Raw genomic sequence first — 25,798 nt, 5'->3', positions numbered from 1 at the left:
GATTCAAAATGAAAACTGACTGTAACACAGTGTATAAAACATAGCTAATAATTACCAAACCGAGAGGTTTGTATATTCTTATGTTGGCGGTAATTAAACTAAAGAGAACTTGAAAAACAACATAATTAAATTTTCAGCACTTATTTTCATTCTATTTTTAAATGCTTGCAAGCCTGATAAGTCGAACACAAAAGAGAATGATTCATCAAAAAAAGAGATTCTTTACCTAGGTCAAAAACCACCTGGCTTAATACCAGAGCCTTTTGCCCCTGGATTAGTTACTACTCAAGGCTGGGAATATTATGGAGATTTCACACCGGATTTAAAAGAATTCTATTTTCTAAGAGAAGTAGGAAAAACTAAAGAAGATAAGAGAACGGAATTCGTCGTTATGAAAAGAACTCATAATCAATGGCAAGATTCAGTAATATCCTCTAGAGTTGGTACACCTTTTATCTCTCCCGATGGTAAGACTATGCACTTAGGTAGAAGATATAAGGAACGTAATGATAACGAAGAATGGTCTGAAATAAAGGAACTTGATTCTCCTTTTGACAGCTTACCGATCATGCGTCTTACGGCTTCTTCTAAGGGCACCTACTTTTTTGATGAGTTCAAAAAGGACTTTACAGGTGATATTCGTTACTCGCGACTTGTAAACGGAAAATATGAAGAACCGAGGCTACTCAATAAAGAGATTAACAAAGGAAAAAGCTTTCACCCATTTATTGCTCCAGATGAATCATATCTACTTTTTGATAGCAAAAGAGAAGACGGATTTGGGGATTCTGATATTTATATTAGTTTTCGTCAACAAAATGGTTCTTGGGGTAATCCTATTAATTTAGGAAATAAAATAAACACTGAAGCTTGGGAAGCATCGGCGAGTGTTACGCCGGATGGAAAGTATCTTTTCTTCAACAGGAACATGGGTTCAAAAGAATATGAGAATGTGGATATTTTTTGGGTGAGTATGCAAGTTGTAGAGAACTTAAGACCAAAAAATTAAGATATAACTACCGCCAACACGGTGTATAAAACATTGCTGGTAAATGCTAAACCTAAAGGTTTGTGTATATTTAGAAAGTCCGCCAAATTTTTAATTTGGCTTTTAGAAAAAGAAACCATAGAAATTCGGCTCTGTATTAAACCGATAAGTTAGATTCTTTTTAAAATAGACTTATGTCAAAGAATAATTCACTTCAAAATTATTTAATACAAACCATTAAGCTTTCTAAAAGAGAAACAGACTTCGTAAAGAATAAGCTTAATCATTTAGAATTAAAGAAAGGCGATTCATTACTTAATATTGGTGATGTGTGCTCATCAGCTTATTTTATTATTTCAGGAAGTTTCTACCAATACAACCATGATGACGATTTTAATATAAAAGTTATTGACTTATATTCTAAAGAAGATTGGATGTTAAATCATCGAAGTTTTACTTCAAGAAAACCATCACAAAACTCTATTGAAGCTTTTGAAGACAGCACGGTGTATGAACTGTCCATAGAATCAATACATGAGCTCATAGCAATATCTCCTAGTTTTCTTAAGCTTGGGAAAATATTAGATATAGCCAATAATCGTCTAGAGTTTTTTGATCAAAACAAATCTGCTGATGAAAAGTATAGATATATACTAACTCAAAAGCCGATGCTGATTCAAAAATTTCCTTTAACAATTATTGCTTCATATCTGAAGATATCTCCAGAAACATTAAGTCGTGTTAGAAAAAGAATTAATTGACTTTAGTCAAGAGAGAGATCTTAGAATAAGATGAATATTTGTCGATATTTTAAATTTCTCTTCAATGAAAAGTCAATTTTATAAGATTACAGGGATTTCTTTGTCAGCAGGTTCCTTCTTGGCTATCATTACAATGATTTTACATCCATCAGGTGGCAGCTTCCAAGAAATTATTAATCAAGCAGCTAAGATGCAAATTGCACATTCAATTGCTATTGCTTGTATACCATTTATGTTGTTTGGATTTTATGGCTTAACCGATAGGCTTTTAGGTCTAAGAAAAATTTCTAAACTTGCCCTTATTTCGGTTACTCTTGGACTTTTTTCAGCAATGTTAGCAGCTCTATTCAATGGCTTAATATTACCGAATTTTTTAAACCAACACGCAAAAAGTCTAGAACAAAGCGAGTCTTTTTTGAAGATCCTAGTAAGTTATGGTTTTACCATTAATAAGGCATTAGACTATGTATTTATTGTTGCTCTTATTTTTGGAATCTTAATCTACTCTATTTTAATAATTAAAACTCAAAAAATCTCTAAGTACTTAGGCTATTTCGGATTATTAATATTAATATTTTCAATAATTGGTGGTCTTACAGGTTTTGCTTTCACAAGCTTAATTGGTTTTAGGATTTTTGTTTTTAGTGTTGCCGTTTGGATTTTATGTTCAGGAATATCATTAATTCAATCTAACAAGGCGTAGTTATGAACAAACTAAAAATCAAAGCGGCATATAATGAATTAGCCGAAAGCTATAGTAGATTGATAGAGCACAAACCTCATAATGCTTATTACGATAGACCTAATACATTAAGTTTACTTGAAGACGTAAACAACAAATCAGTTCTCGATGCAGCTTGTGGTCCTGGAAAATATGCGGAAATATTGCTTTCAAAAAATGCGCATGTAACTGGATTTGACTTCAGTTCTGAAATGATAAAATTTGCTAAAGAAAGAAACCAAAGTAAAGGTAAGTTCTTTGTGCACGACTTAAGTAGTCCTCTGACAATGATAGATGACAAATCCTTTGATTTTGTTCTATGTGCATTGGCTTTACATTACATAGAAGATTGGAACTTAACAATCAAAGAATTTCACAGGGTTCTCAAAACCAAAGGTCAATTAATTATCTCAATTGAACATCCATTTTTTGAATACAATTACTATGAATCTAAAGATTATTTTAAAACAGAACCCGTTAAATGTATTTGGTCAGGGTTTGGAAAACCAATTGAAATCAATAGTCACAGAAGACCACTTCACGATTGTATTTCACCCTTAACAAAGAATGGGTTTTATATCGACAAATTGATAGAACCAAAACCCTTAAAAGAGTTTGAAAAATTAGATCAAAAGCATTATGAAGAACTTATAGAATTTCCAGCTTTTATGTGTCTTAGAGCAGTTAAGAAATAGAAGGCATATACCGAAGACCTAAAAACAACACTATAAATAAAAATGAATCTTTTGTCTTTATTTCTCCAAACTCTTTAAATTCTCGGAATAAATACGATGTGCACGTGTTAAAAATGAATCTATCCAAACTATTTTATTCTCTTTTTTAGAAATAGTACCTGATTTACTTACAAGTTTTTGGACTTGCAAAAAAAAGTGGACAATCAGATAAAAACTACCATTAAGATTAAAAGGTTAAATAATATAAACCAATACAGTCAGTAGATTTTTAGTCTGCAAACTGTACTCTAATTAATGGACTACTTATAAAACTATACATCACTTTAACATTCATATGAAAACTAGAAGCTATAGATTGCGTGAAGTCTTTTAATTCTTGTAAGGTACTGGAACTATAATATGTGCCATTAAGAATAACACTGTTGATTGATTTTGAATTAGTTATTTTTTTTAAAGGATTTTTGTCTAGAATAACTAAGTCCGCTATTTTTCCGTTTTCAATAGTTCCATATTTGTTTTCCATATTTGCAAATTGTGCAGGAATAATAGTTGCACTTCGTAAGGCTTCTAGGTTTGAAAAACCACTTTTGGTTAACTCTTCCAATTCGTCATGAATACTAAATCCTGCAAAAGTATAAGAGTCTGTAACATCTGTTCCCGCCATAATAGGGACACCTATTTTATTAGCCATATCAACTTGCTTTTTTGAAGCTTCATAAAAAGAAGCACTAAGTCCTTTATTTACTGATGATGTATTTTGCTTTTTATTATGATTGACATCAAATCTCCACCATAGATTTTTTCGTGCCCAAGAAACATATTTTAGTTTGGGATTGCTTAAAAAAGAGTCTTTATGTGCAAGCGCTTCAAATTTCAATGTTTGTAGTGTAGGTGTCCAATACACATCATACTCTTTCATAAGATGCATGAATTCAGTAGCTTTTTCAAAATTAAAATCCTTCACCATTGATTTTTTTGATTTTTGAAAAAACTGTTTCCAGTCTTTAGATACTCTAAGGCTATCTGCTTTAGGAAAAGCTTCATACATAAAAACACGACCATGTTCAAAACTGCGCTGTCCCAACTTTATAGATTCTTCTAGACTTACAAAAACAGGTTTGTGTCCAGCTAAGTGTAATCCATGTTTTGGTGCCTGAGTTGCAAGTCTCTTATAAGCTCTAGGTGAAATCTGCTGATATACTTTTATAAAATCGACATTCTTATTTTTATAAAAGTTTAAAACTGAGTCTACATCTTCATTTTTTTGAAGTTTAAAATATTTTGGGTAGTTGTCTGGTACAGAAAAAGAACCATCCATTTGATAACTACTTTGTAATATATATTTTGGTGCTACTCGTAAATTATTATTAATGTCTTCATTCCATTGTAAACGTTCTTCACTTCCTACCCAATAACTATCTTTTTTATTTAGTTGCCCAGACATATCTCGTACTCCTGTAATACCGTTAGCAATGTACAATGGGTGATGAAGCCATTCAGACTGCTGATTAGAATGCGTATGCATATCCCATAACCCAGGAATTATGTATTTTCCTTTTCCCTCAATTACTAAATCTGTTTTTTGTATTTGGTATTTTAAAGTGTCAATAGATATAATGATATTATCTTTTATTAAAATAGTTCTATTAGACCTTACTTTACCTGATTTAACATCAATTATGTTTATAGATTTAATCAAGGTGCTAGGATACTTTTTTGGGGTCTTAAAATTTGGCAAAGGCCATAAAATAGCTACTCCAAAAATTAGAATAAGTAGTAAAATGAATACAAATAGTACTTTAATTGATTTAATGATTTTTTTCTTCATTAATAGGATTTATTATAAAATAGTAACAAAGGCTAAAACGAATCGTCTCATTTTAAAGAACCTTTAAAAATTTGTATTAATAAAATAATATCTGTCCTTATGGCGATATATATATGAATACCTATGCTAGTATGCGTTTTATAGATATTTTTCTTCTTCTTATTAGTAGCGCTGGGCTTCTGCACGGAATTACATTTGCTATTTATCTTACTTTTTTCAAGAAGAAAAAATCAACTACTAATTATCTTCTATCCTTAATTTTGCTCATTATGGCTTTTAGAATTGGCAAATCTGTTATGCTTAATTTTGGGGATAATTTAGAGCCTTTATTTATCTTTTCTGGTTTGACCTTACTTTTATTAATTGGACCATTATTAAGATGGTATGCCAAGGGAATGACAACAACTGACTTTAAATTTTCATCTTATTCTTTTATTGAAATTATTCCATTCATAACCATTTTTGTTATTAGTTTTTTTGTTCCTGAAAACGTATTCGAAACTAATCAGCAAAACGTTATAATACTATTCAGCAGTATTTTAATCTTTTGTTATTTACATCTCATAACTTATATTTTTATTGTAAGTATTTCTACAAAAAAATTAAAGAAAAAAAATCTAAATCAAACAAAGTCCCAAAGAACAATATTTGAGTGGCTGCGTTTATTAATTATTGGTTTCATCATCATATGGATTTCATATGTTTCAAACATTGTAGACAATTCAATTCCCTATATTATTGGCCCTATTCTTTATTCTTTTGTCATTTATTTTTTAAGCTTTAAAGCTTACCAACTTAAAATAATTGACATAGACGGAAATGTATTTAAAACAAATAATGGCAGCCAATTATTTAGTAAAATATCCTCGCTAATTATTGATGAAAAATTATATTTAGATTCTACCTTTTCGCTTGCTTCCTTGAGTAAATTAATAGGTGAAAGCACTCAAAAATCTTCACAAATTATTAATGAATATGCCAAACAAAATTTCAATGATTTTATCAATTATCATCGCATAGAAGAAGCAAAAAAACTTTTAGTAAATCAAAGTAATGAAAAATACACTATATCATCTATTGCTTTCGATTCGGGCTTTAGTAGTTTATCCTCATTTAATAGTGCTTTCAAAAAATTTCAGGGAACAACGCCGTCTTTATATCGAAAAAAAGGTGTTTAATTTTTTGAAAATAGTAGTACAATATTCATTTACCAAGCATCAACTCATTTTGATTTTTATTGGTCTCTATCTACTTTAGATTCACAATCTTTAGCAAAAGATACCAAACCACTAAGATTATAGAAGTCACCCATATTACCTTGCATAGCTGCCATAATACTGTGCTTTGCTATTAATAATCTATTTAAAGGTTTTTTCTCTTTTAGCAGAATAGATGTTATCATATCCTTGGCCTTAGATTTACCAAACGATTTATAGGTTGATAAGACTTTTACGGCATTTTCTTCATCGGTTACTACTCTTGGTTTTGGTTGATACCCCATTTGCTTAACCATTCCCTCAGCAACGCCCCAAGTTGACCATGGATTTTGTCCTGTTATTATATTATCATCAAAACTAATTTTTTCTAGATATATATCACCTTCATTAAATTTGGCTCCACTTTCAATTATTTTATCTTGTAATAGAAATGGAAATATGGATGCTGCATCCGAAATTAGCAACAACTCTTCTTTGTTGGTGAATGCACTTATCTTTTTATTTTCTAAGAGATGTCGACCATTGTCTAAAGTTACATTTACGAGAGCAGAAGGTCCATGGCAGACTGCGCCTATAACCTTATTAGCTTCATAATGTTTTTTGACGATAGATTGAATGTTTTCGTTATTCGGAAAATCATACATTGTACCTTTACCACCTGCAAAATATATGGCAACGTAATTTTCAGGTTCTACTTCATTTATTAGAAGGGTATTGGCTGCCTTATATTGCGCAATTGAATCATTTAAAAAAGCATAATCATAAGACCCCATATCTTCATCATCAATAACTACTGGTGATTTTCCGCCTTTGGGGCTTGCAATATCAACTTCGAAGCCATTAGCTTCAAACACATAATAGGCCCGCGCTAATTCTGTTAATTCATATCCTGTAGTTTTTCCACTAGTACCCATAGTGGCCGTACTCGTTACTACAACCAAAATCTTTCCTCTTTTGGGTATTCTATTTTGAGACAAGTAAGGCAAATCACCTTTATTTATAGTTTCTAAAGAAAAATCTTTAGGTGGTATTAAGCTTTTAAACCAAAATCCGAAAGAAACAACCCCAATAATTAAAAGAAGAATGAAAATTGATATCCGTTTGACCCATTTATATTTTCTAAACATAATTTTAAATAATTTTAAATTCCGGTCAAAAAAAAGGTTTAAAGCCCATACAAACTGTCGAAATGATAATTCCGTCAGACAATTTTATCAAATAGGAAGATACTTTTATCTGACTTAAAAGACTGATTATTTTAAGTATTTAATAATAAGAATACATAAACTAAACGTTCCTGAAGTTATACCTAATTAGGAAGAAATAATTCTTAGAGGTAAGCTTTGAAGAATTTCTGGTTTCTTGTTTATTAAAATTCCACTACATTCTTTAGCATTATTTAAGTGAAGACTGTCAAATAATTTTACAACTAAAGACAATCCATAATTAGAAAACAATCTACCAATATTTCCTAGTTCTTGAATTATAAAAAAAGAAGTAATTTCAGTAGAATATAACATTGAGGAAAAAAATACTCATAATTAAGCTTCATTTTTCCAAACTCCTTAAATTATCGGAATAAATACGATCTGTGCGTGTTAAAAACGGATCAACAGAAATCACATCTGGCAAAACATCTACTTGGATTCTAAGTATTGTAGAGCTATCCTTTAAATTATGCTGCTCTAAATAGATTGGAGTATCGTTTTTGCCTAAACCTTTTGGATGTTTTTTGAACAAACCTATTTGAATAGGTTCGTTAATTGCAATCTCTTTTTCTTCACCATCAGCCAAAGTTTTATAACGCTTTGCTTTTACTTCCATGATAATTTCAAAAGTTCCATTGTCTAGTTCTTCATAAGAGGATGAGGTAATAGATAAGTCATAACGAACTATTTGTTTCATCCAATCATCAATCAAAGAATGATGTTTTTCTGGAGTGATTTTATATAATTCATTTAAAAACTCCAAAGTATGTACTTCAAATTCTTGACTTTGTTTATATCTCTGTGAAAGTGTTCTCAATACCTGATTCAATTTATCTTCTCCTATAAGATCACGTATGGACAACATGACGAGTCCACTTTTTCCATAATTTAGATACCCTTGACCGGCTGTAAGATAGAGTGGAGACTCTTTTTTTACGGCATAAGAACGGCCCTCAAAATATCGATCATTAGATGCTTGATTCAGTTGCCAAAGTGCTCCTTTTCCGTACATCTTTTCAAGAACAACCCCTTCTGTATATTTGGCAAAACCCTCAATTAAAAATCCACTTCCAGCTAAATTTTTAGCCTTTAGAATCATACCCCACCATTGATGAGAAACTTCATGTACAGTGCGTTTAGAAACAAGATCGAAAGTCCCAGTATTTCTGATATCGATTAGGTATAAATTATCTTCTACCATACCGATAAGTCCAGGGTGCGCTGCCCCTCCAAAATTATGGAAGGACGGTATTTCTGCCATGCGTAAGTAATCAAAAGGGTAATTCCCGAAATTTGTCACAGAATATTTCAATGTGGCTTTCACACTATTGTCAATTGTATTGTGGTTCATATCATGATTTGGATGGTAATAGTGTTCTATTGAAATATCTTTAAAGGCACTTTTTCTTAATTCATACTTACCAGAAATATACGCTAGGGAAGGAATGTTTTTAGAAGGAAATTTATAGTGATAATAATGCCTGTCATTTTCTTCCCAATCCTTGATTAGATTTCCGGCAGCTAAAGCTATTTGATCATTGTCTGTAGATACAATCGTTTCATAAGTAACACTCCCAAGACGTGCTTCTTTGGAAAAAAGATGTGAATCTCCTTCTAGTTCGATCTCTTGTTTGGGAAGCCCTCTTTTTTGACGTTCATAAGCATTGGACAATTCCATGGAATGACGATATCCTAAAGCAGGCTCAAATACATCATGTCGGATATAGCTACCATTTTTTACAATGGTTTTATCCACTTTAAATGGACTGGATTGCTTTGTGAGGTTATAGCGCAATCCAGTTGTTTCGTTTGGAAGAATAGGCTGAGTAAATTTAAATAGGTAGGTGCCAAAAACGGTATCTCTAAAGATTATTTCTGCGTTTTCCAGTGTAATTTCAGAAAGTGATTTTCGCTCAGTGATAAATAGGTGCGTTATTGGAACTTCGTTTTTGTTGATCAAAACGTAATCTGCACTTACGCTATATTTTCGTTCGTTAGGATAGATATCTACTTCTGTTTTCATATCTAAATAATGAAGTCTAGGAATACTGTCATATACTTTGTATTTTCGTTCATATGCCTCAGCATAATTCATTCTTTCATCTGAGTTTAGATACCTGTTTTCAATATTTACCTCATTAAATAACACAATTCCTGAACCAAGGAAAAAGATAAACGAAACGAACATTCCTCCAATCTCCCGTTGTTTCCATTTTTTAAATCGAAAACTCTCTAGAAAATTACTAGTCCTTAATGTGCCTCGTTTCCATAACTTAAAAGACAAAATAGATAGAATTATTCCGAAGGAGGTCCAATACAATGTATATGTGTGAAAAGCAGAGGTTTGTATAGAATACCCTGTCATGTTGGAATACATAGGGATTGGCATATCGCCTAGACGCAGCATTGGGTGTTCTATCCCAATATAGAATGACAGTGAAGAACCTAGAAATAAGAGTACAAAACCAGTGATTCCCATTCCTAAAAACTTATTATTTACAACACTCTGAACAAACACGGCAAGCATACAATATACCAGCATAGAAGCTCCATAATAGTAAAAGATAGAGACGTATTGTTCAAAATCTAGATGGGAAGACCCTTTTGCTAGCTGAAACCCAATGCAAACAATGATTACTGAGGCAATAAGGAGCATCGGCACCAATACTAGTGTAAGTAATTTTGATAAGAAAAACACCCAGTTGACTGTAGGGGTTGAGTATAAAATACTATCCATTTTTCTATCTCTAGCTCTCCAAATAAGTTCTCCACTGTAAAAAACGATCAGAATAAGGCTTAAAATTGGCACTAATTCCATGACTATTTCTATCAGTACGTTTGTTAATGGGTACAAGCTATCACCATAAATACCCCCTTCAGATATTCTTGCATAGACTTCATAAATAGAAGTTACTATGAGTGTCAGAATAATCACTAAAAATGGGAGACTCTTGAAAACACTCCTCATATCCATCTCACATAATGACCAAAAAGCTTTCCATTGTCCTTTGGTATTGATTTGACTAACAACCTTGAAATACGGGGTAATTTCTAAGGGTTCGGTAGTGATTTTTTGTTTTCCAATCGTTTTTTTAGACGTCTTTCTAAAAGAAAATAAACGGTACGTAATAGCGAGAACGATACATGATAGTCCTATCCACAGTATTCTGTTCCATAAATAAAATCCTGAAAATGAAAATGTCAAATGGTTTTTGTCATAAGGTGTCCAAAATTGCGTGTGTTCGAAAAATGTTGCCCCTGAAAATGGGTCGGTCATAGCTGCCATGGCCATTGCTTCGGGTGAAGCAGAGACGGATGATGCAAGGATTGGTGAATTGGAATAAAACGCGATAAGAAAGTACAGCATATAGATGAGCACAGCACTTGCATAAGTGGCGAGATTACTCTTTGATAGTATGCTAACAGAAAAAATAAGCGTTGAGCAGATAAAAAGATTAGGGATAATAATAACGGTAAGGGGCCATATATATGATTGCAAATGAAACGGTGCTATACGAGTAGAATCTAAACCTGAAATAGACAATCCAGTAAAAAAACCCGGAAGGAAAAGGCTAAAGCCCAAAATGCTAAAAATGAAAACACCAATAAACCGACTCCAAAAAAAATGCTTTTTCTTGACCGACGTACTAAAAATAAGCGCTTCCATTTGATGTTTTTTGTCTCTAATGACACCGCTAATGGCAAAGAACATAACAATGAAAACTGAACCTAATGAAAAAATAGTCGCGTAATTAGTGATCTGATAAGCCGAGTTGAAATTTACTTGAGCAGGTGCTTGACCTCTACCTCCAATAAAAAAACCGAAGAAGAAAAAGAGTAAAGCAAAAATGAGCAGTGCGCGTTGCCTTGATTGATATAAAACTTCAAAGCGTACTAAATTTAATAACATCCTAGTCGTTTTTTAATGATTGATTTAAAAACATTTGCGCGAAGTAATAATCTTCTAACCCTACGGTAACCAACTTGAATTTTGAGGTAGGCTGCTTATCAGAAAGCACCCTTATTTGCGTCTCTCCAGCAATGAGTCTAGTAGAAATGACCTGATAATTCTCTTTGTATTCCTCTAACTGATCTTTTGGAATAATCTTACTCCATACTTTACCAGAAATACCTTCTACCAAAGCTGAAGGACTCCCTTTTGAAATAATCTTCCCTTGAGCCAGAATCGCAATTTGTGTGCATAATTCCTGTATATCCTCCACAATATGGGTTGATAGAATAACAATTATATTTTGTCCAATTTCACTTAATAGGTTCAAAAAGCGGTGTCGTTCTTCTGGATCCAGTCCAGCTGTGGGTTCATCTACAATGATGAGCTGTGGATTCCCTAATAAAGCTTGTGCAATACCAAATCGCTGTTTCATACCGCCAGAAAAAGTATGAACTGATTTTTTTCGATGCTGATACAAGTTGGTCTGTTGTAAAAGTGCTGAAACCTGATCTTGACGTTCTTTTCTGTTGAGAATGCCTTTTAAAACAGCAAAATGGTCTAGAAGTTTTTGAGCGGATATTTTAGGGTACACATCAAATTCTTGTGGTAAATACCCCAAGCCTTGACGCATAATCTGTGGTGTTTCAATAATGTCAATATTATTGAATTCAATAAATCCTGAAGAAGGTTTTTGAAGGGCTGCAATGGTTCGCATCAAGCTAGATTTTCCGGCACCATTAGCTCCTAGTAATCCAAACATTCCATTAGAGATATTTAAATTAATTGAATCTAATGCTTTTACGCCATTGGGATATCTTTTAGATACATTTTCAATTACAAGTGTATTCATCGATTTTTAATTTAAAGCGAATCTATTTTTGAACTTAAACACTGGCTAATAAAAATGACCTTTGCAGCTTTTTTTGGAGTATAAAACAGGTAAAATACCACAAACCCTTTCTTGTATTAAAACAAGGGTTATTGATGGCAAATATGATGTTGTTTGTCAATTAGTTTGTATACAGACTTTTACCACCGTAGTTTTAACGTATGAGTTCTGCTGTAAAAAAATATAAAACCTTCGGAATCGCTTTTGTTTTACTTGCTTTAGTTGTATTCTTTTTAGAATGGATGGGCTTCATAAAAATTCCTAAGGATGCCCCTCTGGAAACAGCAATTATCTTTGCTTTTTGGCTGTTGGTTGCCTCTTTTGCTTTATACCATTACAATTACTTAAAAAAGAATAAAGCAATCCTTGTAAAAGTACTGGTACTGTTCATTATTGCCTTTATAACTTTTGAAATAGAAAACCATTTTAACGTTCCAAATCACCCTTTGGTTATTTTTTTAATAGTTCTTTTTTGGCTGGGTGTGGTTTACACATTATTTCCAAAGTTTTTTGCAAAATATAAGGTTCTAATTGTGCTAACTTATGGCTTGTTATTGTGTTATTTCTTATATATACGTTTTGATGAAAACTATCTCGACCTGCACCATCAGAAAGCTATTAATTTACTTGTGTTTCCTATTCCCATTTTATTTTTCATTTGGGCTTACGAGCAATGGAAATGGTTTAATACTCTAAAATCTGAAAAGGCCAAAGCAGAATTAGAATTATTGAAAACCCAAGTAAATCCCCATTTTCTTTTTAATACGCTAAACAACTTGTACGCACTCACAGTTAAACATTCAGAGAAAGCACCCGAAGTGGTTCTAAAACTATCTGATATGATGCGATATACCATTTATGAAGGTAAAAATGACCGTGTTCTTATTACTGAAGAAATAAGTTATCTAGAGAATTATATGGCACTACATAAAATAAGACATCACAAAAATGTAAGTCTTAAATTCAATCATAATGTTTTACCTAATGATGAGGTTGCCCCATTATTATTTATTATTCTGTTAGAGAATGCATTTAAACATGGTGTTGAAAAATTGACTAATGATGCTTTTATTGAGATGACACTTAATAGCACAAAAAAAGATATTCATTTTTCAATTACAAACAATTATGATTCTTCTGTAAAACAAAGTAATAAAGGAATTGGGTTGGAAAATCTAAAACGAAGGCTTTCTCTTACCTATCCAGATTTACACAAACTTACAATTAACAAAACTGCAACGACATATAATGTCGAATTAATAATTAGTAAAGTATGATAACATATATCATAATTGATGACGAACCATTAGCTCACGAGCTCATCGAAGAATTTTGTGGCATGCTACCTCACCTTGAGCTTAAAAGGAACTGTTATAATGCTATGGAAGCCATGCAGTTTTTAAACAATGATTCAGTAGATCTAATATTCTTGGATTTGAATATGCCAAAACTTACTGGATTTGAATTTTTAAAAACACTAAGCAATCCACCTAAAGTTATTGTAACAACCGCTTACAAAGAATTTGCCTTAGAAGGTTATGAATTAAATATTTCAGATTACTTATTAAAACCTTTTAGTTTTGTGCGTTTTGTCAAAGCGATTAATAAAGCTATTGGTCCAGAACCGCAAAAGATTCATGTCAATAAAAAACCTAAAAATCATCTTCGTTTTTTCGTAAAGGGGGATAAAAAATACCATCAAATTAAATCAGAGAACATTTTATATATTGAAGCGTACGGTAATTATACTAAGCTCTACTTTCAAGAAACGTTTATAATTAGTCACGAAGGTATATCTTACTATGATGATCTTTTACCAGTTACTCATTTTCAAAGAGTGCACAAGTCATTTATTATTGCTTTAGATAAAATAGATCAGATAGAAGGAAATAATATATTGATATCCAATAGAAAAGTACCAATCGGGAGAACCTATAAAAGTAACGTTAGCCTGTTATTGTCAAATAAAAAGACTTAACTAAATAAATATGTTGATTACAAAATCCGAAAAAAGAATATTTGAGAAGCTTTATAAAAAATACTACGGATAATTATGTTAATTAAAAATGCCTTCATTGCTCTATATGTTATTACTCCAACAGCGAGCGAAACGTTGTTTCGTGCTGCAAGCCCCAAAACTTACCAAACTTCATCCTATCTTTTTGCGAGGTAAATCACAATTCTTGTTTAAGTGATTCCTTCAAACTTTCCAGATGACTTTGTTCTACATCAAGTTTGAAGTATGCTTTGCCAAATCGGGGTTTTTCCAGTGTGATTTGATTCAATAGTTTCAAAATCTGTATACGCTCCTTTTTCCAGTTTTCTTTAAGCATATAGTTATCGTATTGGGTCACCCTATCCCGCTTTAAGGATTGGTCATACATTTTTTGCTGCAACTCTAAATCCATTCTACTGTTTTTCTCTTCTTGCTCTGCAAAGTCGAATATCTTCTTTAGCATATCATGGATTTTTGGGATGCTACTGTTCTTTTCCCAATTTCGAAGGAGCTCCTCTATATAATCAAACCTTTTGGTCATGTAATGTACGTAACCCATATAGTTCATCAGATATTTGTTTTTTGGGGAGATTTTTGCGCCCTCAAAGAAGTCCATCATCAGTTCCAAAGTCAGGGTATGTGACTTGGAAATTTTCTTTGAAAACTCCCGATATCTTCCAGCGACTATCCGATTGATGCTTATGGCCGAGAATTCACTTTTTTTCTTCTTTTTCAATTTCATTTACAGTAAATTTTTTCAACGTTTATAGGGTCTCACAGGGTTTTTAATGTGTTTTTGATACAAAAAATAATTGTAACGTATCTTCAATTCATTGAAAATCAATGGTTTGTAATCCGTAACATCGCTTTAGCGTGTTACCCTCTTGCTTTACAAACCTTATCCGCTTCGCTACTAATTTTTGTAAACTCTAATCTGATGGTTATGAATTAATTTGAAGATAAAACAAGCTTAGTTAAAAACGAAGAATCTATTTTCCTTGATGGAAATTGAATCAATAAATGTTAAAATTTGATAAATTTTGAAGTGTTTGCAAATTGTTTGCAAATAAAAAAGTCTCAAAAGTGTAAAACCTCTGAGACTCTAGTAATACTAGTGATCGCGGAAGGATTCGAACCTTCGACCGTCTGCTTAGAAGGCAGATGCTCTATCCAGCTGAGCTACGCGACCTATTTTGCGGGTGCAAATATAGTAAGGTATTGTTCAAGTTAAAAATATTTTTTCAGTTATTGTTCATCAATTAAAATGTCCAATAACTGAATTGCCGCCTCCCCTATTTTTGTGCCAGGTCCGAAAACGGCTATAGCACCGGCTTCATAAAGAAAATCATAATCTTGTTTCGGAATAACTCCCCCAACAATAACCATAATATCTTCCCTTCCATATTTTTTGAGTTCTTCAATTACCTTTGGCACTAAAGTTTTATGCCCCGCTGCCAAAGATGAAACACCCAAAATATGCACATCATTTTCTACGGCTTGCTTTGCGGCCTCCTCCGGATTTTGAAACAAAGGGCCGATATCCACATCAAAACCAATATCAGCATAGCCGGTAGCAACAACTTTAGCACCTCGATCATGACCGTCTTGCCCCATTTTAGCAATCATTATACGAGGTCTACGACCGTCTTGCTTTGCAAAAACATCGGCCATTTTTTTGGCCTTTATAAAGCTCTCATCTTGCTTAATCTCTTTAGAATACACTCCTGAAAATGATTTGATTACAGCTTTGTGCCTTCCGAAAACTTCTTCGAGGGCGTTACTAATTTCCCCTAATGTAGCTCTTAGGCGGGCTGCATTTACCGCTAAAGCTAGTAAATTTTTATCCGCAGGCAAGTTTTCATCTCCAGATGACATCTTTAGTTTGGCAGCTTCGGTTAACTCTGACAAAGCCATATTTACTGCTTTTTCGTCCCTAGATTCTTTAATGGATTCCAATCGCTCTAATTGTTGTCGTCGTACCTCTTGGTTATCTACCTCTAAAATTTGAAGGTCATCTTCTTCTTCTAACCCAAATTTATTGACCCCAACGATTACATCTTGCCCACTATCTATTCGTGCTTGTTTTCTTGCTGCGGCCTGTTCGATACGCATTTTGGGGATACCCGCTTCAATGGCCTTGGTCATCCCTCCGAGTTCTTCTACTTCTTCAAGTAAAGCCCATGCTTTTTGCGCCAACTGATTTGTCAAATATTCCACGTAATAACTACCTGCCCAAGGGTCGACAGTCTTTGTGATTTTTGTTTCTTCTTGAAGAAATATTTGAGTTTCACGAGCAATGCGTGCCGAAAAATCTGTTGGTAACGCTATTGCTTCATCTAAGGCATTAGTGTGTAGACTTTGCGTTCCCCCTAAGGTAGCGGCCATGGCTTCAATGGTAGTTCGAGCTACATTATTAAATGGATCTTGCTCCGTTAAACTCCATCCACTTGTTTGGCAATGTGTACGTAATGCCAGTGATTTTTGATTTTTAGGATCAAATTGCTTTACCAATTTAGCCCATAACATTCTGGCAGCACGCATTTTGGCAATCTCCATGAAATGGTTCATACCAATACCCCAAAAGAAAGATAGGCGCGGTGCAAAATTATCGATTTCCAACCCGGCTTTAAGTCCTGTTTTAATATATTCCAATCCGTCTGCCAAGGTGTAGGCCAACTCAATATCTGCGGATGCTCCCGCCTCGTGCATATGGTAACCAGAAATACTGATACTATTGAATTTTGGCATTAACTGGCTTGTATACTCAAAAATATCCGCTACCAATTGCATAGAGGGTTTTGGCGGATAGATATACGTATTACGCACCATGAATTCTTTAAGAATATCATTCTGAATAGTACCGGCAAGCAAAGCTTTAGCTACCCCTTGTTCTTCGGCCGCAACAATATAAAAGGCCATAATAGGTAGTACAGCACCGTTCATGGTCATTGATACTGACATCTTATCCAAAGGAATACCGTCGAACAAAATCTTCATATCCTCAACGGAGTCAATGGCAACTCCAGCTTTGCCAACATCGCCAATAACGCGTTCATGGTCACTATCATAACCCCGGTGCGTAGGTAAATCAAAGGCAACGGACAATCCTTTCTGCCCCGCTTTTAAATTTCTTCTGTAAAACGCATTACTTTCTTCGGCCGTAGAGAATCCCGCATACTGGCGAATCGTCCAAGGTCGCCGTACATACATCGTAGAATATGGTCCACGGAGATAGGGTGGAATACCTGCGGCAAAGTTCAAATGCTCAACAGCTTCAATATCACTTGTATCAAAAAGAGGTTTTACCGTTATTTTCTCAGCAGTTTCAAATACCGAGGTGTTTTTGTTCTTAACTGCACCTGGTTTAACCTTAGCTGAAGCGCTTAAACTGATATTTTGAACATCTTTTCTACTCATCTTTCAGCCTATTTTGTTCTACATCCTCTGCCAAACGTCTCTCAATAATAGGCTCTAGCAAAGTCTTTCTAGCATTTGTTTTCACAAACGGATACAATTCTAAATCATCCTTCATCTTGTCGGATTCATTTAAGAACTTATTGGTTCCTACCAATACTGCTTTTCCGGTTTCAAAAGCATCCTGTTCTTTTTGCGCACTTTCCTTTATTTTCTTTTGAATGGTATGTGCTTTTAAAAGCTTTAAAAATCCCCCTCCTTTTTCAATCGATTTAAAAAGTTCGAGACCTTTATTTGCAAGTTGTTCCGTAAGCGCTTCTATATAGTATGCTCCTTCCGCAGCATTATCAATCTTATCAAAATAACTCTCGTTTTTCAACAATAATAATTGGTTTATTGCAATACGATTTCCAAAGTCGTTCTCTTTATGATAAATCGCATCATAAGGCATATTATATACCATATTTGCCCCACCTAAAACGGCTGCCATACTCTCAGTCGTCGTTCTCAGCATGTTGGTGTTGTAATCGTACAAAGTTTTATTTCTTCTTGTGGGCACTGCAATGATATGGCAAGACTCTGAAACGCCATATTCCTTGGCTAATGCACTCCATAAAATCCGTAAAGCTCTTAGTTTGGCAATCTCAAAAAAGTAATTGGTTCCTACGGAAACCTTAAAGGTGATTTCGATAGGTTTTTCGAAATTGCTCTTAATTTCATTCAAGTATTCATTTGTATGTGCCAACGCATAACCCAATTGCTGAACCATATTTGCCCCTGCATTTTGATACAGGGAAACATCTATACCAATCGTATTTTTAGCGTTAAAACTTAAAATAGTTTTGAGCTCTTCATGGTCTTTTTCTAGGTTATAAAACCAATTTCCGCTTCGGGCCAGGTTTCCAACAATATCAACATTGAGATAAATATTTTCCTTAGCATCACCCACAAAATTTAGCAGGTCTTTAATATATGCTGAAGACAAAAATTGAAGCTCAAAATAAATAGCAGTCCCTTTTGTAATGATGTCTTTTAGGAGTTCTTCTACTTTAACATCCGTTGAAGGAATGACAAAAATTAGACTCTCCGCTCCATTCTCTAGCGCCTCTAGGCCATTTTTATTGGCTAAGACCGCATTACCCGCGTAAATAGATTTACCAATGTGCCATCCTGAAGTTTTTTTGACCTGTATGGGTTTTGTCTCATCATCACTATGATAGAAAGGTTTTACCTTGATACCCTCTGGAGATTCCCAAACTAAGGTTTCATTATAATCGGCTCCTTTAAGGTCAAACTGAATTTTCTGTTTCCATTCCTTGGCTGAAACAGGGTCAAAATCCTTAAATAAGTTGGTAGTACTCATTCTTTAATTCGTTTACAAAGGAATATTTCCGTGCTTTTTCTTTGGCAAAGAAACTACTTTGTTTTGAAGCGTGGTATAAGCTTTGATCAATTTTCTACGGGTATTTTTTGGTAGAATTACCTCATCTATGAAGCCTCGCTCCGCAGCACTGTACGGATTGGCAAACTTTTCGGCATATTCTGCTTCTTTTTCAGCTAGTTTCGCCGCAGGATCATCAGCAGCACTAATTTCTTTTCTGAAAATAATTTCACTAGCTCCTTTTGCACCCATTACCGCAATTTCAGCTCCTGGCCAAGCATAATTGAAATCGGCTCCAATATGCTTGGAGTTCATCACATCATAGGCGCCACCATAAGCCTTTCTTGTAATAACAGTTACTTTAGGCACTGTTGCCTCGCTCAGCGCGTACAATAGTTTAGCACCATTGGTTATAATTCCGTTCCATTCTTGGTCTGTTCCTGGAAGAAAACCGGGAACGTCCACCAATACCAATAAAGGAATATTAAAACAGTCACAGAAACGTGTAAAACGAGCTGCTTTTCGTGAACTTTCCACATCTAAAACACCAGCCAAACTTATAGGTTGATTTGCCACTATACCGATACTTTTACCACCTAATCTTGCGAAACCAACAACAATATTATCGGCATAGTCTTTATGTATTTCGAAGAAGGTGTCTTCATCAATAATACCGTCGATCACATGACGCATATCATAAGGCTGATTGGCATTTTCGGGAACAATACGTTCAAGGTTCTCACGAACCTCATCACCTAGTTCAAATGGCAAATCTGCCGGAACATCTTCACAGTTCTGTGGCATATAGCTCACCATTTGTTTGATTTGGTCGATACACTGAATATCGTTTGCCGCTGTCAAATGGGTTACTCCAGATTTCGTTGCATGCGTTGAAGCACCTCCCAATTCTTCGGAAGTTACTTCTTCATTAGTTACTGTTTTTACTACGTTGGGCCCGGTTACGAACATATAACTGGAATTTTCAACCATAAGTGTAAAATCAGTCATGGCAGGTGAATATACCGCGCCCCCAGCGCAAGGCCCCATAATGGCAGATATTTGTGGTATAACCCCGGATGCCATTACGTTTCTATGAAAAATATCGGCGTAACCACCCAAAGAACGAACACCTTCTTGAATACGGGCTCCACCACTATCATTTAATCCGATAACAGGTACACCAATTTTCATGGCCATATCCATTATTTTACAGATTTTCTCAGCATGGGTTTCCGATAAAGCCCCTCCGAATACCGTGAAATCTTGTGCAAACACACAGACCTTTCTGCCTTTTATTGTTCCGTAACCGGTAACGACCCCATCGCCATAAAAAACCTGCTTATCCATACCAAAATCTTTGGTACGATGTGTTACCAAAGCTCCCATTTCTTCAAAAGAACCTTCATCTAATAAAAAATGCACGCGTTCACGAGCGGTAAGTTTTCCTTTGGCGTGTTGTTTATCTATACGTGCCTGACCACCTCCTAGTTGAGATTGGTTCAATTTATCTTCTAGTATCTGTATTTTGTCTTTCATCTGTATTTTTCCTAAAATCTAAACTCTATTTTTTGACCAATCAGAGGAAGTTGAAACTGCTGTTTTCAAATTCTTTTTGTCATCTAAATACAACTTTAAGCCCAATAAGGCTGCAATTTCTTTTTCCTTGGCATATTGTACCTTGAGTTGTTCCGGAGCATAATAATTCTTTACGAAATGTGTATCAAAATTACCCGAAGTAAAAGCCTCATGCTCACATACAAATTTCCCAAAAGGAAGCGTTGTAGAGATACCTTCAATCTTGTAATCTCCAATAGCTTTAATCATAAGTTGTATGGCCTCTTCCCTATTTTTACCATAGGTGATAAGTTTTGACAGCATAGGATCGTAATGAATAGGTACTTCCATACCTTCTTCAAAACCGTCATCTAGACGAATACCTTCACCAAATGGCTGTTTGTATGTGGTCAAAGTGCCAATACTTGGCATAAAATTATCGAGGGAATCTTCGGCGTATACTCTAATTTCCAAGGCGTGCCCCGTAATTTTTAAATCTTGTTGTGTAAACGGAAGCTTTTCGCCACGTGCTACTTTTATCTGTTGCTCGACCAAATCAACCCCAGAAATCAATTCTGTCACAGGATGCTCTACTTGCAAACGTGTATTCATTTCCAAAAAGTAGAAGTTCTTGTTCTCATCCAATAAAAACTCCACTGTTCCAGCTCCTACATAATCGCATGCCTTGGCTACCTTTACCGCTGCTTGGCCCATAGCTTCACGAATCTCTGGCGTAAGTACTGCCGATGGCGCTTCTTCAACAACCTTTTGGTGCCTTCGCTGCACGCTGCACTCGCGTTCAAACAAGTGCACAATATTATCATGTGTATCTGCCAGCACCTGTATTTCTATGTGTCTTGGTGAACCTACATACTTTTCTATAAAAACGGAGCCGTCTCCAAAAGCGGCTACTGCCTCACTAATGGCCCGTTCCATTTGCTCTGGAAGCTCTTCTAATGTATTTACAATTCGCATTCCTTTTCCGCCGCCTCCGGCAGATGCTTTTATTAAAATAGGAAAGCCTACCTCTGAGGCAATTTTCTTTGCCAATTCCACATCGGTTATGGCCTCTTCGATACCAGGCACCATGGGAATATCATAATCTCTGACCGCTTCTTTAGCCGCTAGTTTATCACCCATTACTTTTATAGCATGTGGTTTCGGACCAATAAAGGTTATTCCATTTTCTTCTACCATTTTGGCAAAAGTGGCGTTCTCACTTAAAAATCCATATCCGGGGTGTATGCCTTCTGCTCCCGTACTTTTTGCGGCCTCAATTACCTTATCCATAACAAGATAAGATTCTGAAGATGGTGCTTTACCCAACAAAACTGCCTCATCGGCAAATTTTACATGAGGTGAATGTCTATCGACCTCTGAATACACGGCTACCGTTTTAATTCCCATTTTCTGGGCGGTCTTCATGATTCGGAGCGCTATCTCCCCCCTATTCGCTATTAATATTTTTTTCATCGAAAACAATATTTACTTTGAATCCCATTATATCGGGAATCCGTTCTTATTCCATTTCTATAATCAATTGCCCTTTCTCAACGGCATCGTCTTTGGCCACCTCAATAGACTTGAGAACCCCATCACCTTGTGAGAGAATAATATTCTCCATCTTCATAGCAGATAGAACCAATAAAGGTGTTCCTTCCGTAATTTCTTGACCAACTTCTACCAAAATATCAAGAATAAGCCCGGGCATAGGGGCTTTAATTTCATTAACTTTTTGAGATGTATTGACCGATAAGCCCATTTCTTCAACCATCTGGTCATAGCTATCTGCAATAGCTACTTGATATGAATTCCCATTAACCTCTATGGTCAAGGTCTTATCCATAAAATTGGAATACAATACATTAGCTCTATAGGCCTTATTGTTCTGGAGTACATGAAATTTACCCGCCTCTAACTCTAAAAGGTCCAATTGACTTGTTTGCTCTTCGGAAAAAGCAAATTCTTCATCGTCTACACTGATTTTATAATTTATCATCTTATGATTCATACATTTGGGATAAATAAAAAAAGAATTAAACTCATCTAATAATTTTAATAGACACAAAATTTACATAATCACCAAGACATTTAGGCTCTTTGCGTCATTAAAATATCAAGAATATTAACTATTATATTAAGAATGTTATTTAAAGTGTAAAAAAATGGATTTAAAATTAACGGACAAATTATTTATAGTAGGCGGTGCGACTAGTGGACTTGGTAGAGCTATCATAGAACAATTGGTTGCTGAAGGAGCTAAAGTTATTGCCGTGGCCAGAACACAACAAAAACTTGAAGCCCTAAAAAAAATTCATGCTGGAATTGAAATTCTCACTGGGGATTTATCCGAAGAAAATGTTTTAGAAGAAATTTTAAATAAAATAGGAAATCGTTTGCTAACAGGTGCCGTAGTGAACTCTGGAGGACCACCGGCAATGCCTACTATGAAAACCCAGCTTTCTGATTGGGATAACGCATATAAGACCGTTATGCGTTGGAAAATTGCTTTAACTCAAGCGCTGTTACCTAAAATGATGGCTGCCGGTTATGGTCGTTTATTGTATATAGAGAGTGTTTCTACCAAGCAACCTGTTGAAAATTTGGTACTAAGCAATGCTATGAGGTTGGCCGTAACCGGTTACGTAAAAACTCTCTCACAAGAAATTGGAGGTTGTGGTGTCACCCTAAATATTCTTGCCCCTGGCTATCATGCCACACAAAGAATGGAAAGTTTATTCATAAAGAATAGTGAACTCAAAGGTGTTTCGGAAACAAAAATTAGAAAAGAATTTTCTGACCAAACTTCAGTAAAACAAATAGGAAGACCCGAGGATTTCGCTTCTTTGGCCGCATGGCTTTTATCTACACATAGCAGATATATAAATGGTCAAACGATTACGGTAGATGGAGGTTTGGTAAAAGGAACTATGGGTTAAAATGTAATAAATTCCTTTGCTACCATTTAACTATAAATATTTTTTTACGATATAGATGACCACACTACCTAGAAAGAATAGAATTACCAAATTAATTTCATCGAGTTTAACATTAGCACCTAATTGAAATCATCAAAAATTATAAAATTAAAATTGATAATGTAATATTGTACTATGGAATTTAGTACCAATCAAGAGGAAGAAATTATGATAGAAAAGAGCATTGAAGAGTCGATTGTATTAAGCATTTTTGATTTATCGAACCAACTTAAGAAAATTGGTGATGAAGTTTATCAAAAAGTAGGTTTAACAACACAACAATGGCTTATCCTTTTACACTTAGCGGATAATCCGAATCTTCCTTTTTTTAAAAGAGAGAAGCATAAAAAGGCCTTAATGGCTAGTGAATTGGCAGAATCCCTAAATGTATCAAGGGCCAATATTACTAATCTAATCAACGTTTTGTTAGAGAAAAATTTAGTAAAACAATATGAAGATGCCGATGACAGAAGAAAAAAAAGACTTCAACTTACCGATGAAGGTATTGAGCTGTTAAATAGAACCCAACCATCGCGTCTTGCGGTTATCATGTATTTGACCGAAGGGTTTAGTCAAGAAGAGAAAGAAACCTTCTTGAGGTTTATTGAGGCCTGTATGAATAAAGTGACTAATGAAGATGAAAAAATTAAGTCTTTTCACCAATTGTTGGTAGAAGCTTAAATATAAAAAAGAAATACTGTTTCCTATGAATGTTGACGCCCTTATACCGACGGACAACTCCACAGAACTCGAAAACCATTTTAAGGAATTCAAACAGCATATTATTGGTGATGATGCTAAGTTTGAATCGGTTCATGGTTCAAAAAAACTACTTTATGCCGATTGGATAGCTAGTGGAAGATTATATGGCCCAATAGAGGACAGAATGCGAAATGTAATAGGTCCAATGGTAGCCAACACCCATTCCTTTTCAAGTGAAACGGGTAAGGCGTCTACGTATGCCTATAAGCATGCAAGGGAAATTATCAAAAAACATGTCAATGCAGGTGACACTGATGTCTTGGTTACGTCAGGTACGGGTATGACTGGAGTTTTATCAAGACTTCAGCGCGTTATGGGCCTACGTTGGCCAGATTCCGTAAAGAACAAAATTGAGATAGATGAAAAGGATAGGCCAGTAGTATTCATCTCGCATATGGAGCATCATTCAAATCATGTCCCTTGGATGGAAACTATTGCGGACGTAGTTATCGTGCCTTGTGATAAGAATAATCTCGTGTGCCCTGTGAGCCTGGAAAAAGAGGTCAAAAAATATTTGGACAGACCCAACAGAATAGGAGCATTTACCGCATGTTCAAATGTAACAGGAATAATTACCCCATATCATGAATTGGCTAAAGTGATGCATAAAAATGATGGTATTTGTATCATGGATTTTGCAGCTTCCGCGCCCTATGTAGATATCAATATGCATCCTGAGGATGTTGAAGAGCGATTGGACGCTATTTGTTTTTCACCTCATAAATTTCTTGGAGGTCCTGGAACTTGCGGAGTATTGGTCTTTAATGAATCATTATACAATACCAATTGCCCGGATGTACCCGGAGGAGGCAATGTTAAATGGACAACTCCGAAGGGGGATTATGGCTACCATCCGGATATTGAGACAAAAGAAGATGGAGGAACTCCCGGCTTTTTACAGGTAATGCGTGCTGCATTGGCCATACGATTAAAAGAGCAAATGGGAATCAAAAATATCGAACAACGCGAAGAAGAACTTTTGGCACTTTGTTTTGAAAGACTTAGAAAAATACCTAACCTCTTCATATTAGGAGATAACTCTGAAAAACGCATTGGTGCAGTATCTTTCGGTATCAATGGTATTCACTATAATCTTATTGTTCGTCTACTTAATGACATCTATGGTATACAAGTTCGCGGCGGATGGTCTTGCGCCAGTACTTATGGTCATTTTCTTTTTAATTTAGATGAGAATACATCAAAACAAATAATTACCCATATAGAAAATAAGAACCTAACGGATAAACCAGGCTGGGTTCGTTTATCACTTCACCCGGTTACCACAAACGAGGAATTATTTTTTATTTGTGATGCGATAAAAGAAGTAGCCGAAAATATTGAGGAGCTAGGTAAAGATTATACCTATAACCCTAAGAGTAATGAGTTCGACCATAATAGAACCGGAGATGAAAAAATAGTGCAAACCGTTGAAGAATGGTTTGCTATTTAACTGA

Annotated in this window: 20 protein-coding genes and 1 tRNA gene; 10 read left to right on the top strand and 11 right to left on the bottom strand. The window is 34.8% G+C overall.

Translation table 11 applies throughout. The annotated features are described in order from the left end of the window. The first annotated feature begins 109 nt into the window (after positions 1–109). The 4 genes from ACFSQJ_RS17590 to ACFSQJ_RS17575 all read left to right on the top strand — a co-directional run bounded on the left by ACFSQJ_RS17590 (position 110) and on the right by ACFSQJ_RS17575 (position 3,165). On the top strand, positions 110–1,009 hold the full coding sequence (locus ACFSQJ_RS17590; protein ID WP_339144584.1) for a hypothetical protein: 900 nt from the start codon (positions 110–112) through the stop codon (positions 1,007–1,009). 173 nt (positions 1,010–1,182) lie between these two features. Further along, entirely contained in the window at positions 1,183–1,749 is a 567-nt protein-coding gene (locus tag ACFSQJ_RS17585; RefSeq protein ID WP_339144586.1) for a Crp/Fnr family transcriptional regulator, read from the top strand. A 64-nt stretch (positions 1,750–1,813) separates the two neighbouring features. Continuing rightward, entirely contained in the window at positions 1,814–2,452 is a 639-nt protein-coding gene (locus ACFSQJ_RS17580) for a hypothetical protein (RefSeq protein ID WP_339144588.1), read from the top strand. Between the two features lie 2 nt (positions 2,453–2,454). Further along, positions 2,455–3,165 (top strand): class I SAM-dependent methyltransferase, encoded by a 711-nt coding sequence (locus ACFSQJ_RS17575; protein ID WP_339144590.1) that lies wholly within the window; start codon positions 2,455–2,457, stop codon positions 3,163–3,165. A 268-nt stretch (positions 3,166–3,433) separates the two neighbouring features. On the opposite strand, the gene ACFSQJ_RS17570 is transcribed toward ACFSQJ_RS17575, so the two are convergent. Further along, a complete protein-coding gene (locus tag ACFSQJ_RS17570) occupies positions 3,434–4,993 on the bottom strand; it encodes an amidohydrolase family protein (RefSeq protein ID WP_339144592.1) in 1,560 nt (519 codons plus the stop codon). A gap of 131 nt (positions 4,994–5,124) precedes the next feature. On the opposite strand from ACFSQJ_RS17570, the gene ACFSQJ_RS17565 reads away from it, so the two are divergent. Beyond that, entirely contained in the window at positions 5,125–6,171 is a 1,047-nt protein-coding gene (locus ACFSQJ_RS17565) for a helix-turn-helix domain-containing protein (protein ID WP_377768223.1), read from the top strand. Between the two features lie 56 nt (positions 6,172–6,227). Here the strand turns inward: ACFSQJ_RS17565 and ACFSQJ_RS17560 are convergent, their stop codons facing one another. The 3 genes from ACFSQJ_RS17560 to ACFSQJ_RS17550 form a co-directional block, all read right to left on the bottom strand. Continuing rightward, positions 6,228–7,337 (bottom strand): type 1 glutamine amidotransferase domain-containing protein, encoded by a 1,110-nt coding sequence (locus ACFSQJ_RS17560; RefSeq protein ID WP_377768222.1) that lies wholly within the window; start codon positions 7,335–7,337, stop codon positions 6,228–6,230. Positions 7,338–7,758: 421 nt separating this feature from the next. Then, positions 7,759–11,328: an ABC transporter permease/M1 family aminopeptidase gene (locus ACFSQJ_RS17555; RefSeq protein WP_339144598.1), complete on the bottom strand. Its 3,570-nt coding sequence runs from the start codon at positions 11,326–11,328 to the stop codon at positions 7,759–7,761. Position 11,329: 1 nt separating this feature from the next. After that, positions 11,330–12,220 (bottom strand): ABC transporter ATP-binding protein, encoded by an 891-nt coding sequence (locus tag ACFSQJ_RS17550; protein ID WP_339144599.1) that lies wholly within the window; start codon positions 12,218–12,220, stop codon positions 11,330–11,332. Between the two features lie 200 nt (positions 12,221–12,420). Between ACFSQJ_RS17550 and ACFSQJ_RS17545 the strand changes: the two genes are divergently transcribed. Further along, on the top strand, positions 12,421–13,536 hold the full coding sequence (locus ACFSQJ_RS17545) for a sensor histidine kinase (protein WP_339144600.1): 1,116 nt from the start codon (positions 12,421–12,423) through the stop codon (positions 13,534–13,536). After that, positions 13,533–14,237, top strand: coding sequence for a LytR/AlgR family response regulator transcription factor (locus ACFSQJ_RS17540; RefSeq protein ID WP_339144602.1), 705 nt, complete (start codon positions 13,533–13,535; stop codon positions 14,235–14,237). The genes ACFSQJ_RS17545 and ACFSQJ_RS17540 overlap by 4 nt, the downstream gene beginning before the upstream one ends. A gap of 196 nt (positions 14,238–14,433) precedes the next feature. Here the strand turns inward: ACFSQJ_RS17540 and ACFSQJ_RS17535 are convergent, their stop codons facing one another. The 7 genes from ACFSQJ_RS17535 to ACFSQJ_RS17505 all read right to left on the bottom strand — a co-directional run bounded on the left by ACFSQJ_RS17535 (position 14,434) and on the right by ACFSQJ_RS17505 (position 22,603). Then, positions 14,434–14,997, bottom strand: coding sequence for a BfmA/BtgA family mobilization protein (locus tag ACFSQJ_RS17535; RefSeq protein ID WP_339144603.1), 564 nt, complete (start codon positions 14,995–14,997; stop codon positions 14,434–14,436). A 373-nt stretch (positions 14,998–15,370) separates the two neighbouring features. Further along, positions 15,371–15,444, bottom strand: a tRNA-Arg gene (locus ACFSQJ_RS17530). 56 nt (positions 15,445–15,500) lie between these two features. Then, positions 15,501–17,672 carry a methylmalonyl-CoA mutase gene (gene scpA / locus ACFSQJ_RS17525; RefSeq protein WP_377768221.1) on the bottom strand — a complete coding sequence of 724 codons (2,172 nt, stop codon included), beginning with the start codon at positions 17,670–17,672 and terminating at the stop codon, positions 15,501–15,503. Next, positions 17,665–19,032: a methylmalonyl-CoA mutase subunit beta gene (locus tag ACFSQJ_RS17520; RefSeq protein ID WP_377768220.1), complete on the bottom strand. Its 1,368-nt coding sequence runs from the start codon at positions 19,030–19,032 to the stop codon at positions 17,665–17,667. Before ACFSQJ_RS17520 ends, scpA begins: the two co-directional genes overlap by 8 nt. A 12-nt stretch (positions 19,033–19,044) precedes the next feature. Next, positions 19,045–20,586 (bottom strand): acyl-CoA carboxylase subunit beta, encoded by a 1,542-nt coding sequence (locus tag ACFSQJ_RS17515; RefSeq protein ID WP_377768219.1) that lies wholly within the window; start codon positions 20,584–20,586, stop codon positions 19,045–19,047. Positions 20,587–20,604: 18 nt separating this feature from the next. Continuing rightward, positions 20,605–22,077, bottom strand: a complete 1,473-nt coding sequence (accC, locus tag ACFSQJ_RS17510) for an acetyl-CoA carboxylase biotin carboxylase subunit (RefSeq protein ID WP_377768218.1) — start codon at positions 22,075–22,077, stop codon at positions 20,605–20,607. Between the two features lie 46 nt (positions 22,078–22,123). Continuing rightward, on the bottom strand, positions 22,124–22,603 hold the full coding sequence (locus tag ACFSQJ_RS17505) for a biotin/lipoyl-containing protein (protein WP_377768217.1): 480 nt from the start codon (positions 22,601–22,603) through the stop codon (positions 22,124–22,126). A 166-nt stretch (positions 22,604–22,769) separates the two neighbouring features. Here ACFSQJ_RS17505 and ACFSQJ_RS17500 point away from each other — a divergent pair, with 166 nt between their 5' ends. The 3 genes from ACFSQJ_RS17500 to ACFSQJ_RS17490 all read left to right on the top strand — a co-directional run bounded on the left by ACFSQJ_RS17500 (position 22,770) and on the right by ACFSQJ_RS17490 (position 25,794). After that, complete coding sequence (locus ACFSQJ_RS17500) at positions 22,770–23,543, top strand: SDR family oxidoreductase (RefSeq protein WP_377768216.1); 774 nt, start codon at positions 22,770–22,772, stop codon at positions 23,541–23,543. A gap of 174 nt (positions 23,544–23,717) precedes the next feature. Beyond that, positions 23,718–24,263 carry a MarR family winged helix-turn-helix transcriptional regulator gene (locus ACFSQJ_RS17495; RefSeq protein WP_377768215.1) on the top strand — a complete coding sequence of 182 codons (546 nt, stop codon included), beginning with the start codon at positions 23,718–23,720 and terminating at the stop codon, positions 24,261–24,263. Between the two features lie 25 nt (positions 24,264–24,288). Continuing rightward, positions 24,289–25,794 carry an aminotransferase class V-fold PLP-dependent enzyme gene (locus ACFSQJ_RS17490; protein WP_377768214.1) on the top strand — a complete coding sequence of 502 codons (1,506 nt, stop codon included), beginning with the start codon at positions 24,289–24,291 and terminating at the stop codon, positions 25,792–25,794. The last annotated feature ends 4 nt before the right edge of the window (positions 25,795–25,798 follow it).

Source organism: Croceitalea marina, from assembly GCF_042684265.1.
Taxonomy (GTDB): Bacteria; Bacteroidota; Bacteroidia; order Flavobacteriales; family Flavobacteriaceae; genus Croceitalea; species Croceitalea marina.
This window is presented reverse-complemented; position numbering and strand designations above follow the sequence as displayed.

Excerpts from the sequence above, each read along its gene's own strand:
- ACFSQJ_RS17585 (WP_339144586.1), top strand. The coding sequence starts at position 1,183 with ATGTCAAAGAATAATTCACTTCAAAATTATTTAATACAAACCATTAAG.
- ACFSQJ_RS17580 (WP_339144588.1), top strand. The coding sequence starts at position 1,814 with ATGAAAAGTCAATTTTATAAGATTACAGGGATTTCTTTGTCAGCAGGT.
- ACFSQJ_RS17575 (WP_339144590.1), top strand. The coding sequence starts at position 2,455 with ATGAACAAACTAAAAATCAAAGCGGCATATAATGAATTAGCCGAAAGC.
- ACFSQJ_RS17570 (WP_339144592.1), bottom strand. The coding sequence starts at position 4,993 with ATGAAGAAAAAAATCATTAAATCAATTAAAGTACTATTTGTATTCATT.
- ACFSQJ_RS17565 (WP_377768223.1), top strand. The coding sequence starts at position 5,125 with ATGCGTTTTATAGATATTTTTCTTCTTCTTATTAGTAGCGCTGGGCTT.
- ACFSQJ_RS17560 (WP_377768222.1), bottom strand. The coding sequence starts at position 7,337 with ATGTTTAGAAAATATAAATGGGTCAAACGGATATCAATTTTCATTCTT.
- ACFSQJ_RS17555 (WP_339144598.1), bottom strand. The coding sequence starts at position 11,328 with ATGTTATTAAATTTAGTACGCTTTGAAGTTTTATATCAATCAAGGCAA.
- ACFSQJ_RS17550 (WP_339144599.1), bottom strand. The coding sequence starts at position 12,220 with ATGAATACACTTGTAATTGAAAATGTATCTAAAAGATATCCCAATGGC.
- ACFSQJ_RS17545 (WP_339144600.1), top strand. The coding sequence starts at position 12,421 with ATGAGTTCTGCTGTAAAAAAATATAAAACCTTCGGAATCGCTTTTGTT.
- ACFSQJ_RS17540 (WP_339144602.1), top strand. The coding sequence starts at position 13,533 with ATGATAACATATATCATAATTGATGACGAACCATTAGCTCACGAGCTC.
- ACFSQJ_RS17535 (WP_339144603.1), bottom strand. The coding sequence starts at position 14,997 with ATGAAATTGAAAAAGAAGAAAAAAAGTGAATTCTCGGCCATAAGCATC.
- scpA (WP_377768221.1), bottom strand. The coding sequence starts at position 17,672 with ATGAGTAGAAAAGATGTTCAAAATATCAGTTTAAGCGCTTCAGCTAAG.
- ACFSQJ_RS17520 (WP_377768220.1), bottom strand. The coding sequence starts at position 19,032 with ATGAGTACTACCAACTTATTTAAGGATTTTGACCCTGTTTCAGCCAAG.
- ACFSQJ_RS17515 (WP_377768219.1), bottom strand. The coding sequence starts at position 20,586 with ATGAAAGACAAAATACAGATACTAGAAGATAAATTGAACCAATCTCAA.
- accC (WP_377768218.1), bottom strand. The coding sequence starts at position 22,077 with ATGAAAAAAATATTAATAGCGAATAGGGGGGAGATAGCGCTCCGAATC.
- ACFSQJ_RS17505 (WP_377768217.1), bottom strand. The coding sequence starts at position 22,603 with ATGATAAATTATAAAATCAGTGTAGACGATGAAGAATTTGCTTTTTCC.
- ACFSQJ_RS17500 (WP_377768216.1), top strand. The coding sequence starts at position 22,770 with ATGGATTTAAAATTAACGGACAAATTATTTATAGTAGGCGGTGCGACT.
- ACFSQJ_RS17495 (WP_377768215.1), top strand. The coding sequence starts at position 23,718 with ATGGAATTTAGTACCAATCAAGAGGAAGAAATTATGATAGAAAAGAGC.
- ACFSQJ_RS17490 (WP_377768214.1), top strand. The coding sequence starts at position 24,289 with ATGAATGTTGACGCCCTTATACCGACGGACAACTCCACAGAACTCGAA.